The sequence below is a fragment of the Thauera aromatica genome (genome assembly GCF_023093595.1).
In the GTDB taxonomy this organism is placed as follows: Bacteria; Pseudomonadota; Gammaproteobacteria; order Burkholderiales; family Rhodocyclaceae; genus Thauera; species Thauera aromatica_A.
Genome location: NZ_JALLIK010000110.1, coordinates 156,371 through 169,212, shown reverse-complemented (window position 1 = coordinate 169,212; position 12,842 = coordinate 156,371). Strand labels below are relative to the sequence as shown.

Annotated in this window: 8 protein-coding genes; 7 read left to right on the top strand and 1 reads right to left on the bottom strand. The window is 70.4% G+C overall.

Going from position 1 to position 12,842, the window contains the following annotated elements:
* The first annotated feature begins 94 nt into the window (after positions 1–94).
* The 7 genes from MXC99_RS16250 to MXC99_RS16220 all read left to right on the top strand — a co-directional run bounded on the left by MXC99_RS16250 (position 95) and on the right by MXC99_RS16220 (position 11,245).
* Positions 95–1,675 carry a thymidine phosphorylase family protein gene (locus MXC99_RS16250; RefSeq protein ID WP_247726456.1) on the top strand — a complete coding sequence of 527 codons (1,581 nt, stop codon included), beginning with the start codon at positions 95–97 and terminating at the stop codon, positions 1,673–1,675.
* Between the two features lie 76 nt (positions 1,676–1,751).
* A complete protein-coding gene (locus tag MXC99_RS16245; protein ID WP_247726455.1) occupies positions 1,752–2,651 on the top strand; it encodes a ribose-phosphate diphosphokinase in 900 nt (299 codons plus the stop codon).
* 172 nt (positions 2,652–2,823) lie between these two features.
* Positions 2,824–3,738, top strand: a complete 915-nt coding sequence (locus MXC99_RS16240) for an adenylate/guanylate cyclase domain-containing protein (protein ID WP_247726454.1) — start codon at positions 2,824–2,826, stop codon at positions 3,736–3,738.
* A 61-nt stretch (positions 3,739–3,799) separates the two neighbouring features.
* Positions 3,800–4,789: an efflux RND transporter periplasmic adaptor subunit gene (locus MXC99_RS16235; protein ID WP_247726453.1), complete on the top strand. Its 990-nt coding sequence runs from the start codon at positions 3,800–3,802 to the stop codon at positions 4,787–4,789.
* Between the two features lie 10 nt (positions 4,790–4,799).
* The gene (locus MXC99_RS16230) at positions 4,800–7,877 is read left to right on the top strand and encodes an efflux RND transporter permease subunit (RefSeq protein ID WP_247726452.1); all 3,078 of its coding nucleotides are present in this window, start codon (positions 4,800–4,802) and stop codon (positions 7,875–7,877) included.
* Between the two features lie 108 nt (positions 7,878–7,985).
* Positions 7,986–10,673: a sensor domain-containing protein gene (locus MXC99_RS16225; protein WP_247726451.1), complete on the top strand. Its 2,688-nt coding sequence runs from the start codon at positions 7,986–7,988 to the stop codon at positions 10,671–10,673.
* On the top strand, positions 10,670–11,245 hold the full coding sequence (locus MXC99_RS16220) for a TMEM165/GDT1 family protein (protein ID WP_247726450.1): 576 nt from the start codon (positions 10,670–10,672) through the stop codon (positions 11,243–11,245). The genes MXC99_RS16225 and MXC99_RS16220 overlap by 4 nt, the downstream gene beginning before the upstream one ends.
* Positions 11,246–11,377: 132 nt before the next feature.
* Here the strand turns inward: MXC99_RS16220 and MXC99_RS16215 are convergent, their stop codons facing one another.
* Positions 11,378–12,577, bottom strand: coding sequence for a Fic family protein (locus MXC99_RS16215; protein WP_247726449.1), 1,200 nt, complete (start codon positions 12,575–12,577; stop codon positions 11,378–11,380).
* Positions 12,578–12,842: the final 265 nt, after the last annotated feature.

Sequence of the window (12,842 nt, the reverse complement as noted above, 5' to 3'; positions counted from 1 at the left end):
GCGTGGCGGCCGGTGGTGCGGGAGGGGGGGAGTTGCGGCCCGGGTTCGCCGCGGAGGTCTGCGTTACGCTCGCCGCGGGTGTAATCTTGATGCCATGAACGCCGATCTTCCTTCCCCGCCCGGCGAGGGCGAAGCCGCCTTTCCGCTCACGCTGCGCCGGGTGGCGGTCGACACTTACCGCGAGAACGTCGCCTACCTGCACCGCGAGTGCGCGATCTACCGCGCCGAAGGCTTCCAGGCCCTGGCCAAGGTCGAAGTGCGCGCCAACGGCCGGCGCATCCTCGCCACCCTCAACGTCGTCGATGATCCGGCGATCGTCGGCTGCGGCGAAATCGGCCTGTCGATCGACGCCTTCGCCCAGATGGGCGTGGACGACGGCCACCCGGCGATGATCGCGCAGGCCGAGCCGCCGTCGTCGATTCCTGCGCTGCACCGCAAGATCGCCGGCGAGCGCCTCGGCCGTGAGGACTTCCGCGCGATCGTGCGCGACATCGCCGAGCACCGCTATTCGAAGATCGAGCTGACCGCCTTCGTCGTCGCCAGCAACCAGGGCGAGCTCGACCGCGAGGAAGTGCTGTTCCTCACCGAGGCGATGGCCGCGGTCGGGCAGCGCCTCGACTGGCGCGAGCGCCCGGTGGTGGACAAGCACTGCATCGGCGGCATTCCCGGCAACCGCACTTCGATGCTGGTGGTGCCGATCGTCGCCGCCCACGGCATGCTGTGCCCGAAGACCTCGTCGCGCGCGATCACTTCGCCCGCAGGCACCGCCGACACCATGGAAGTGCTGGCCAACGTCGAGCTGCCGATGGAGGACTTGTCCGACATCGTCCGCGCCCATCGTGGCTGTCTGGCGTGGGGCGGCACCGCCCACCTGTCGCCGGCCGACGACGTGCTGATCTCGGTCGAGCGTCCGCTGTCGATCGACTCGCCGGGGCAGATGGTGGCCTCGATTCTGTCCAAGAAAGTCGCTGCCGGCTCCACCCATCTCCTGCTCGATATCCCGGTCGGGCCCAGCGCCAAGGTGCGTTCGATGCCCGAGGCGCAGCGCCTGCGCAAGCTGTTCGAGTTCGTCGCCGGGCGCATGAACCTGGCGATCGACGTCGTCATCACCGACGGCCGCCAGCCGGTGGGCAACGGCATCGGCCCGGTGCTGGAGGCGCGCGACGTGATGCGCGTGCTCGAGAACGACCCGCGCGCACCCAACGACCTGCGCCAGAAGGCCTTGCGCCTGGCCGGGCGCATGCTCGAGTTCGACCCCGACGTGCGCGGCGGCGACGGTTTCGCGATCGCGCGCGACATCCTCGACTCGGGGCGCGCGCTGGCGAAGATGGACGCCATCGTCCGCGCCCAGGGGGCGAAGCCCTTCGACCACAATGCGCCCCGGCTCGCACGCCTGAACTTCGAGGCCCGCGCCGAAGCCGACGGCATGGTCATCGGCATCGACAACCACCAGCTCGCGCGCATCGCCCGCCTCGCCGGCGCGCCCAAGGTCCAGGGCGCGGGGGTGGATCTGCTGAAAAAACTCGGCGAGTCGGTGCGCCGCGGCGAGGCCCTGTACCGTGTCCATGCCGACTATCCGGCCGATCTCGAATTCGCCCGCCAGGCGGCGCAGCGCGCTTCGGGCTACAGCCTGGGCGAAGCGGGCGAAATGCCGCTGCTGTTCGTGGAATTCTGAGCCTGCCGGACGCCTTGGGCGGTGGACGGTGCTCTCCACCCGCCGTGAATCGAACAACGTTTTTCCGGGGGCTGCAATGACGACTGCCGAGACCATGCTGCTGTATTTCGACGACGAGGCTGCTCCTGCCCTGCGCCTGGCCGCGCATGCCGGGCTGGCGGCGGCGGCGATCGAGCGCCACCGCTTTCCCGACGACGAACTGCGCCTGCGCCTGCCGCCGCTGCTGCCGCCGCAGGTGGTGGTGTACCGCGGCCTGCACCGCCCCAACGACAAGCTGGTCGAGCTGTTGCTGGCGGCGCGCACCGCGACGACTCTGGGGGCCCGCCGCCTGGGCCTGGTCGCGCCCTATCTCGCCTACATGCGCCAGGACGCGGCCTTCCACGACGGCGAGGCGGTGAGCCAGCGCATCGTCGGCGATTTCCTCGCCGGGCTGTTCGAGGCGGTGATCACCATCGACCCCCACCTGCACCGCATCGCCACCCTGGCCGAGGCGGTGCAGGTGCGCCATGCCGTCGCCCTGTGCGGAGCGCCGCTGCTCGCCGATCTCGCTGTCGCCCGGCGCGCCCGGCCGGTGCTGGTGGGGCCGGACGCCGAGTCCCGCCAGTGGGTGGAGGCGGCGGCGGCGAGCCACGGTCTGGAGGCGGTGGTGTGCGCGAAGACGCGGCGCGGCGACCGCGAGGTCGACATCGCGCTGCCGCCGCAGGCGCCGGTGGCCGGGCGTGCGGTGGTGCTGGTCGACGACGTTGCCAGCTCCGGGGTCACCCTGGCGCGCGCCGCCGAGCGGCTGCGCGCGGCCGGCGCCGCCTCGGTCGATGTCGCGGTCACCCATGCGCTGTTCGCCGACGGGGCCCTCGAACGGATCCGTGCCGCTGGCGTCGGCGAAGTCTGGAGCACAGACTGCATCGCGCATCCGAGCAACGCGGTGAGCGTCGCGCCGATGCTCGCCGCCGCACTGCGGGAGATCAACCTGGGCTGAATGCCGCGGCCAGCGGCGGCATTCGGGTGGCGGGATTCGGGCGGAGCGCGTTCGGGCGGAGCGGTGACGGCACGCGGTCGGAATGCTAGCATCCGGCATTCCCGCAATGCAGCGATAGCCGTGCGTCCCGCCGTGCCGGGGCGGCGGGCGGATAGCCAGAGAAGAGGGCGGTGTGGAGCAATCGACGAGGACCGTGGTATTCGCCGACCTGACAGGAAGCACCGGCCTGTTCGAGTCGGCCGGCAATGTGGTGGCGACGCAGATCGTCACCCGGTGCACGCACGTACTGAGCCGCCACCTGTCTGCTGCCGGGGGCTACATCGTGAAGTTCCTCGGCGACGGCGTGCTGGTGCTGTTCGACGATCCGGTCGCCGCGGTGCAGGCCAGCGCGCGCATGCAGGAAGTGCTGCAGGAGCTGGCCAGCGTCGAACTGCGCTGTGCTCCGCTGGGAGTCAAGACCGGTATCGACCGCGGCGCCGTGGTCGAATACGACGGCGACTGTTACGGCGACCCGGTCAATGTCGCCGCGCGCCTGTGCGACCGCGCCCAGGCCGGTGAAGTGCTGATCGGCGAAGCGGTGTTCGGCGGTTTGTCCGAGGGCTTGCGCCTGGCCTGCCACAGCCTTGACCGCATCACCCTCAAGGGCAAGGCCGAGCCGCTGCGGGTGTGGCGGGTGGACTTCGCGCGCACCGCCGAAACCACCCTGGCGAGCCTGCTCGACTACCATGAACTGCTCGACGGCGCGCGTCCGCTGCAGCGCGTCGATCTCGGCTGCCTCGACCAGCATATCGAGCTCTACCCCGGCGACGGCCCGCTGATCATCGGCCGCGGCGAAGGCGCGGGCTTCGCGGTGGACGATCCGCGCGTGTCGCGGCGCCATGCCCGCATCGAATGGGCCGGCGAGCAGTGCGTGCTCACCGATTTCAGCAGCAACGGCAGCTGGGTGCACTTCGCCGGCGCCGCGGCGCCGGTGCAGCTGCGCCGCGAACGATGCACGCTGCACGGCGAGGGCGAAATCGTCCTCGGCACGGCGCCGGACGACCTCACCGCGCCGACGCTCGGGTTCCGCGTCATCGATGAAGGCTGATCGGGCCGCCGTCCTGCGCTTGCGCTCTTCCCCTCCCGCCCCCTCCGCTCCCGCTCCCCTGATGAAGGTTTTCACCGCCCTGCTCGCCTTGTGGCCGCTGCTCGTGTCCGCCCAGGACTGGAACAGCCGTCCCCTGTCGACGATCGCCCTCCACCCTGAATTCCGTGCCTCGGCGGCGGTGCGCCCGCGCGAAGAGGCGAGCCTTGCGGCCGAAGTGGCGGCGCGTGTCGTCGCCCTGCCGGTGCGCGAAGGTGAAGCCGCCGGGCGCGGCGCCGAACTGGCGCGCCTGGACGACGCCGCCTACCGCATCGAGCGCGAGCGCAGCCGGGCCCAGCTCGTCCTCGTCGAGCGCCGCATTGGCTTGGCCCGCGCCCAGCTCGATCAGGCGCGCGCGCTGGCCGCGCGTGGTTTCATCAGCGCCGATGGCCTGCGCATCCGTGAAACCGAGCTCGGGGTCCTGCAAAGCGAGCGCGCCGCGGCCGCGGCCGCCCTGGCGGGGGCCGAGCTGGCGCTCGCGCGCTGCGTGATCCGCGCCCCCTTCGATGGCGTGGTGCGCGCGCGCCTGGCCGCGGTCGGCGACCTCGCCGCGCCCGGTACGCCCCTGCTGCGCTTCACCGCCAGCGCCGACGCCGAAGTGCGCGCGCAGGTGCCGGCAGTCCAGATCGACAGCCTGCTCGCCGCCGGCGGGTGGACCTTCGACGCCGGCGGCGGCAGCCATGCGCTGCGCCTGTTGCGGGTGTCGCCGCTGCTCGAGGCCGCGGGCCAGGTGCGCGAAGCCGTGTTTGCCGCCGCTACCGTGTTGCCGCCCGGTCTTGCCGGCGAGCTGCGCTGGCGCAGCGCGCAGCCCCACCTGCCGCCGGCCTACGTGCAGCAGCGCGACGGCGTGCTCGGGGCCTGGGTCGAGCGCGACGGCCGGCCGGTTTTTGTCGCCCTCCCCGACGCCCAGGCCGGCCGTCCGGTGGCGGTGGACTGGCCGCCCGCCACCGCGCTCATCGACGAGGGCCGCTTCGCCCTCGAGCGCGCCGCGCCCGCAGTGAAGGCCGCGCCGTGAAGAGGGCGTGATGAAGACCCTCTACGCGCGCCTGATCGGCAACGCGCCGCTCGCCAACATCACCTTCCTGATGGTGCTGTTCGGCGGGCTGCTGAGCTATCTGACGATGCCGCGGGCGCAGGACCCGGAGATCAACTTCAACTGGGTCAGCATCGTCACCAGCCTGCCCGGAGCTTCGGCCGAAGACGTCGAGCGCGAGCTCACCGGGCCGCTCGAAGACGCGATCCGCCAGGTCAAGGACATCCGTTTCGTGTCCTCGTCGAGCCGCGAGAGCGTGTCCTCGATCCTGGTCCGCTTCGACGAGCTGTCCGAGCGCCGTTTCGACAAGCGCGTCAATGACTTGCGCCGCGAAATCCAGAACAAGGCGGCGGCCGAGCTGCCGCCCGAGGCGAAGGACCCGGTGGTGGTCGAGATCACCAGCTCGAACGGCTTCCCGACCGCGATCCTGGTGCTGCACGGGGCGGGCGGGGAGCCGTTGCGGCGCGCCGCGTTCACGATGAAGAAGGCGCTCGAAGGCCTCGCCGGGGTCGATCAGGTGATTGCCGCCGGTTTCGACGAGCCGCAGCTGCAGGTCGATTTCGATCCGGCGCGAGTGGCCGCGGCGGGGCTGTCGCCGGTCGCGCTCGCCGACGGAGTGGCGGCCTGGTTCCGCAACACCCTGGCCGGCCGGGTGCGGGTCACGGATCGGGAGTGGCTGGCGCGTCTCGAAGGCAAGACTCCCGACCCCGAGACCCTCGCCCAGGTGGCGGTGGTGACTCCCGCCGGGCGGGTGGCGGTGGATGAAGTGGCGACGGTGGTGCGCGGCCATGAGCGTGCCGACCAACTGGTCAGCTACAACGGGCGGTCGGCGGTGATGCTGTCGATCACCAAGCAGGCCGGCGCCAACACCTTGGCGCTGGTCGAGCGCCTGCAGGGTTTCGCCGCCGAGCGCAACCCGTTGCTTGCCGGTGAGGGACTGCAGCTGACGCTGATCGACGACCAGACCCATGCCACCCGCCAGGCGATCGGAGTGATGGAGACGAACGCGCTGTTCGGCCTCGCCGCGGTGCTGGGGATGTGCTGGGTCTTCCTCGGCTCGCGCCTCGCGCTGCTGGTCGGGCTGGGGGTGCCGTTCGCGCTCGCCGGCACCTTCATCGCCGTCGACCTGATCGGCTCGACCCTGAACCTGACCGTGCTGCTCGGCGTGGTCATTGCGCTCGGCATGCTGGTCGATGACGCGGTGGTGGTGGTGGAGGCGGTCTACTACCGCCTGCAGCGCGGCGAAGCGCCGGCCGCGGCGGTGGTTGCGGCAGTGGGCGAAGTGGGCCTGCCGGTGCTGAGCGCGGTGCTGACCACGATCGCCGCCTTCCTGCCGCTGATGCTGCTCCCCGGCATCCTCGGCAAGTTCATGTTCGTGGTGCCGTTCGTGGTCACTGTCGGTTTGCTGGTGAGCCTGTTCGAGGCGTTCTGGATCCTGCCCGCGCACATCCTCGGCCTGCGCCCGGAGCCCGCCCGCCGGCGCACCCGGGCGCAGGTGCTGCGTGAGCGCTTCACTCACGCGCTGCGGGTGAAGTACGCCCGCGCCCTGGTCGGCGTGCTGCGCCGGCCGCGCCTCGGGCTGGGCGCGCTGGTGCTGGTGATGGCGGTGGCGGGGGGCGCGGTGGCGGGCGGGCTGGTGAAGGTCCAGTTCTTCGCCTTCGATTCGAAGCGCCTGTTCTACGTCAGCGTCGACATGCCCGCCGGCACTCCCCCCGAGCGCACGCTGGCCGCCGCCGAGCGGGCTGCCGCGGTGCTCGCGGAGGCGATCGACGGCACCGAGCTGCGCGCCCTCGCCAGCTACGCCGGGCTGAAGTTCACCGATACCGAGCCGGTGTATGGCGACCAGTACGGCCAGGTGCTGGTTTCCCTGCTGCCGCGCGGCGGCGTGCGGCGCGACACCGGTGAAATCATTGCCGCCGTTCGCCCGCGGATCGAGGTGCTGCAGGGTGAGGCGCGCTACGCCTTCCTCGAAGTGCGGGGCGGGCCGCCGACGGCGAAGCCGATCTCGGTGAAGTTGAAGTCCGACGATTACGTCCGGCTGCGCGCCGCGGCCGATGCGCTGCGTGCCGAAGTGGCGCGCCTGCCCGGCGTCCGCGACCTGACCGACGACGACGTTCCGGGGCGCAACGAGATGCGCCTGCTGCTCGACCGCGAGAAGCTCGCCCGCGCCGGCGTCGGCGCGGCCGAAGTCGCGCGCCTGCTGCGCCTGTACGGCGAAGGCGAAGTCGTCGCCACCACCCGCGACGCCGGGGAAAAGGTGGAAGTGCTGGTGCGCGCCCGCCCCGAAACCTTCGCCGATGTCACCGCGCTGCTGCAGCGCACGGTGCCGCTGGCCGGCGGCGGCAGCGTCCAACTCGGAGAACTGCTCCAGCATGAGCTGCGGCTGTCGAAAGGCTACATCCGCCACTACCAGCTCACCCGCGCGATCACCGTCGAGGCCGAGCTTGACCGCAGCCAGCTCGACACCGTGGCCGCCAACGACCGCCTGAAGGCGGCCTGGGCGCGACTCGGGCCGCAATACCCCGGGGTCGAGCTGGACTTCTCCGGCGAGCTCGAGGACATCGAGGAAAGCCTCGATGCGATGGGCAAGCTCTTCGCCCTCGGCCTGGGCCTGATCTACCTGATCCTCGCCACCCAGTTCCGCAGCTACTGGCAGCCCTTCATCATCCTGCTGACGGTGCCGCTGGCGTTTACCGGAGTGGTGTTCGGGCTGCTGGTGTCGGGCAACCCGCTGTCGCTGTACACGCTGTACGGGGTCATCGCCCTGACCGGGATCGCGGTCAACTCGGCGATCGTGCTGATCGATGCCGCCAACGAGCGCCGCGCCGCCGGGATGAGCGTGCAGCACGCCGCGATCTATGCCGGACGGCGGCGGGTGGTGCCGATCCTGATCACGTCCACCACCACCATCGGTGGCCTGTTCTCGCTCGCGGTGGGGCTGGGCGGAAAATCGCTGATGTGGGGGCCGGTGGCGGCGAGCATCGTCTGGGGGCTGGGGTTTTCCACGGTGCTGACGCTGTTCGCGGTGCCGCTGGTGTACCGGATGGCGATGCGGGCGCGGGTGGTTTGAAGCAGCCGGCCAGGCTGTTACATTCTGGATATCCGACGTGAACCATTTCCTGGCGGCCGACACTCGCAGACGCGCATGCTGGCCCCGGAGCAATCAGGATCTGTCGATATGAGCAAGCCCGTACGCCGCTACTCTCCCCTGCGCAGGGCGCTGCTGGTAGCGCTCGCCTATGCGCTCGGCGCAGGCTTGTGGATCGCATTTTCCGACGCCCGGCTGGCGCTGCTGGCGAGCGAGCCGGGGCGCTACGCCGAGCTGCAGACCTGGAAGGGCGGGGTGTTCGTCGCCGTCACCGCCGCCCTGCTGTTCGTGCTGCTGCTGTCGCAGTTCCGTGCCCTCGAAGCCTCGAGCGCGCGCGCGCGGCGCTTGGCCGAGCGCCTGAAGCTGACGCTGGCCTCGGTGGATGACCTGGTGTTCGTGTTCGACACCGACAACCACATCGTCGAGCACTACCCGGCCGATCATCCGCTGCTGTTCGTTCCGCCCTCGGCATTCCACGGCCATCCGGTGGACAAGGTCGGCCTGCCCGCCGAGGTCGGTGCGGCCTACGTTGCCGCGCTGGCGGCGGTGCGCGGCGAGGGCCGGGCGCGGACCATCGATTACCCGCTGCCCTACGGCGGCCAGCGGCGCTGGTTCAGCGCCCGGCTGTCGCCGATGACGCGGGAAGCGGGGACCGGAAGCGGGGAAGACGTGCTCGCGGTGGTGCGCGAGATCACCGATCTGAAGAGCAGCGAGCAGCGCTTCCGCGCGCTGTTCGAGGACGTCGAGCACATCGCCGTGCAGGGCTACGACGAAAACCGCTGCGTGCTGTTCTGGAACGGGGCGAGTGAGCGGCTCTACGGCTATCGCCGGGAGGAGGTGCTCGGGCGCTGCTTCGACGAGCTGATCGTGCCCCCGGAGGGGCGCGCGCAGGCGCGGCGCCTGCATCGCGCCTGGGTCGAGGACGGGCAGCCGATTCCTGCCGGCGAGATCGAAGTTCTCGCCAAGGACGGCAGCCGCGTCCCGGCGTTCTCGAGCCACACGATGCTGCGCAATGCGCGCGGCGGCGTCGAAATGTATTGCGTCGACATCGACTTGCGGGCGCAGGCCGAAGCGCGCGAGCAGCTGCGCCTGGCCGCCCAGGTGTTCGAAAACAGCGGCGAGGCGATCCTGATCGTCGATGCCGGACACCGGGTGATCGCCGCCAACCGCGCGTTCAGCCGCATCAGCGGCTATGCCGAGGCGGAGGTGCTCGGCCGCGAGCCCGCTTTCCTGTGCGGCGAGGACGGCGGCGAAGCAGCCACGCTGGCCGGGATCTGGGCCGCGGTCGGGGAGCTGGGCCACTGGCAGGGCGAGGTGCGCGGCCGGCGGCGCGACGATACGCCGTATCCGGCCTGGCTGGTGGCGAGCGCGGTGCGTGACGAGGGGGATGTCCTGACTCATTACATCATCATTTTTGCCGACATCGGCGAGCGCAAGGCGATCGAGGCCCGGCTCGCCTACCTGGCCCACCACGACGTGCTCACCGGACTGCCGAACCGGATGCTGGCGCGCGACCGTCTGGAGCAGGCGCTGGCGCTGGCGGCGCGCACCCAGCAGCGGGTGGCGCTGATGTTCCTCGACCTCGATCACTTCAAGATCATCAACGACACCCTCGGCCACGGCGTCGGCGATGCCCTGCTGAAGTCCGTGGCGACCCGGCTGGAGGGCTGCGTGCGGCGCAGCGACACGGTCAGCCGCCAGGGCGGGGACGAGTTCCTGATCGTGCTGACTGCACTGAGCGAGCTCGAGAGCGTGTCGCGCATCGCCACCGACATCCTGGACGCGATGGCGCCCGGCTTCGAGGTCGACGGCCATGCGCTGGCCTGCAGCTTTTCGATCGGGATCGCGCTCTACCCCGACGATGGCGCCGACTTCGACACCTTGCTGCTGAAAGCCGACACTGCGATGTACCATGCCAAGGAAGCGGGGCGGAACGCCTACCGCTTCTTCACCGAGCGCATGAATGCCGAAGCCCGCGAGCGGCTGCAGATCCAGACCCTGCTGCGCGGTGCCGCCGAACGCGGCGAGTTGTGCCTGCACTACCAGCCCCAGTTCGACCTCGGCTCGCGCGAAGTGGCCTGTGTCGAGGCCCTGCTGCGCTGGAACAGCGCCGAACTCGGGCAGGTGTCGCCGGCGCGCTTCATTCCCGTCGCCGAGGAAAGCGGGCTGATCGTGCCGCTCGGCGAATGGGCGCTGCGCGAGGCTTGCCGCCAGGCCGAGAGCTGGCGCCGGACAGGCTTTGCGGTGCCGGTGGCGGTCAACCTTTCGGCCCTGCAGTTCCACCGCAGCGACCCGGTGGAACTGCTCGAGCGGGTGCTCGCCGAGAGCGGCCTGCCGGCCGCGCAGCTCGAGCTCGAGCTGACCGAGTCGGTCCTGGTGCAGGATAGCGGGGGCGTCACCCTCGAGCGCCTGCGCAGGCTGAAGGCGCTGGGGGTGAGCCTGGCGATCGACGATTTCGGCACCGGCTTTTCCAGCCTCGCCTACCTGCGCCGCTTCCCGATCGACAAGCTGAAGATCGACCAGGCGTTCGTGTGCGACATCTCCACCGACCCAGAGGACGCGGCGATCGTGAACCTGGTCATCGAACTGGGCCGCATCCTGAAGATCAGGACGGTGGCCGAAGGGGTGGAGAGCGAGGCGCAGCTGCGCTTTCTGGCCGAGCGCGGCTGCGACATGGTCCAGGGGTATCATTTCGCCCGGCCGATGACGGCCGCGCAATTCGAGGCGCAGTACCGCGCCCGACCCGCACCCGATACCGAGACCATCCCGATCGAATGAATGCCTTTCTCATTTCCACCGCCATCGTCGCGCTCGCTGAAATCGGCGACAAGACCCAGCTCCTCGCTTTTCTGCTCGCCGCCAAGTTCCGCCGCCCGTGGCCGATCGTGCTCGGCATCTTCGCCGCGACCGTGGCCAACCATGCCTTCGCCGCCGCGCTCGGAAGCTGGCTGACCACGCTGCTGGGGCCGCAGGCCCTGCGCTGGGTGCTCGGCCTGTCCTTCATCGCGATGGCGCTGTGGACGCTGATTCCGGACAAGCTCGACGAAGGCGACGCCCGGCTGCCGCGGCTGGGCGTGTTCGGCGCCACGCTGGTGGCGTTCTTCCTCGCCGAGATGGGCGACAAGACCCAGGTGGCGACGGTGGCGCTGGCCGCGCAGTACCAGGCGCTGGCTGCGGTGGTGGCCGGGACCACGCTCGGGATGATGGTCGCCAACGTGCCGGCGGTGCTGCTCGGCGAGCGCATCGCCCAGCGCATGCCGGTGAGGCTGGTGCATGGGATCGCCGCCGCGCTCTTCGCCGCGCTCGGGGTCGCGACCCTGTTCGGCGCGGGGGCTGCGCTGGGGTTCTGAGCCGTAGGCGCCGGCAGCGGATCGCACTGCCGGGGCCGGTTGTCCTGGGGAGCTTCGATCCGCCGGCTGCCGTGCAGTGGAAAGCGCAGTGCGTCGAGGGTGCAGGCGGGTGGATGGGGCGCGCGCCGCGGCCTACGCCTGTCCTTGTCGATCCGGTGGCGAGGCGGAGCGGCCTTCCAGGATGCGGATCACCTCGTCCGCCACGAAGATCCGGTTACGCCGACTGCCCGGCTCCCGCAGGATGCCCGCACGCACAAGGGTCGTCAGCGCATGGTTGGCGGTGGGGAAAGATACGCCGAGCTGCCGGCCGACCTGCATCGCCGTGACCACGGGTTGACCGATCAGGAGTTCGACCAGCCGGCGGCTGGCGGAGTCGGCGCGCTGGCTGGACACCGCCCGCCGCCAGCGCTCGCGTAGCGCGATCAGCGCCCCGGTCGTGTCGAGCGCCTCCGCGCAGGCGACCATCACGGCCTGCGCGAAGAAACGCATCCAGCCCTGCCAGTCCGAGCGCAGCTGTACGTCGAGCAGGCGGTCGAAGTATTCGTGACGATTGCGGTACAGCGGGCCAGCGACGTAGAGCGGGGGGTAGCCCTCGGCCGCGAGTTGCAGTGGGATCAGCAAGCGTCCGGTACGACCATTGCCGTCGCGAAACGGGTGCAGGCTCTCGAACTGCGCATGCCCGATCGCGGCACGGCGCAGCACGTGCATTGCCATCACGCCCTCGGGGCGATAGTCCAGCACGTTCCCGATCAGATCCTGGAGACCGGCCTGCAGGCGCTCGGGAAGGGGGGGCACGAAGCGGGCGTCCTCGATCCGCAGGCCGCCAACCCAGTTTTGTACCGTCCGCAGCTGCCCGGGGACGTCCCGATAGGAGGCGTCGTCCTCCATCAGGTGGCGGTGGAGCGTCTGGATGAAGGGAAGCTGGAAGGCGGCCGAGCCCTCGGCCCGCACGGTCCGCAGGCCGATCTCGAGCGCATCCACATAAGCGAGCGTCGTGCGTACATCGGCGGGCAGGCGGCTGTCGTCGAGCGTGCATTCGTATTCGAACAGGTCTTCCAACTCGGAGCGGGTGCCTTCGATATGGCTGCTGAGCACCGCTTCGCGGCGGATCAGGGTGCGGGTGACAAGATCGGGCTGTGGCAGCCGGGCGCTTTCTTCGCGTAAATGTTCCAGCAGGCGCAGCGCTTCACCCATGCGGTCGCTGGCTGCGAGCCTGCCTGCAAAGTCCTCCAGGCGCCCGATCGGCGGTGGGTCGAGCGCGAACACGCCGGGCTTGCCCGGTACGGGCTCGAGCCGCGTCTGGCGTTCGGGAGAGAGGTCGGATTTGCGCACCGGTGGCTTTGACAGGATTCAGGTCTGATCAAGCTTAGCGCTTAAACTTTAATAATGCTGCGGCTTGTTAAGGGAAACCGATCGGAACCCGGGCGCCGGGGGTAGCCGCCCTGCCGCTGCGTGTACGGGCGCGACCTTCGCCGCCTGCGCCGCCATCGCTGTGCGCCGCTCCGCCGGCTCGATCCGCGCGGCGGCGACCAACTCTTCGGGGTCGCGCTGGATGGTGCGGCGACGGAATGAAAAACGGGGTCGCCCGGACTGCCGG

Bases quoted from the DNA above. Each gene is read 5' to 3' on its own strand.
- MXC99_RS16225 (WP_247726451.1), top strand. From the start codon at position 7,986: ATGAGCAAGCCCGTACGCCGCTACTCTCCCCTGCGCAGGGCGCTGCTG.
- MXC99_RS16220 (WP_247726450.1), top strand. From the start codon at position 10,670: ATGAATGCCTTTCTCATTTCCACCGCCATCGTCGCGCTCGCTGAAATC.
- MXC99_RS16245 (WP_247726455.1), top strand. From the start codon at position 1,752: ATGACGACTGCCGAGACCATGCTGCTGTATTTCGACGACGAGGCTGCT.
- MXC99_RS16250 (WP_247726456.1), top strand. From the start codon at position 95: ATGAACGCCGATCTTCCTTCCCCGCCCGGCGAGGGCGAAGCCGCCTTT.
- MXC99_RS16235 (WP_247726453.1), top strand. From the start codon at position 3,800: ATGAAGGTTTTCACCGCCCTGCTCGCCTTGTGGCCGCTGCTCGTGTCC.
- MXC99_RS16230 (WP_247726452.1), top strand. From the start codon at position 4,800: ATGAAGACCCTCTACGCGCGCCTGATCGGCAACGCGCCGCTCGCCAAC.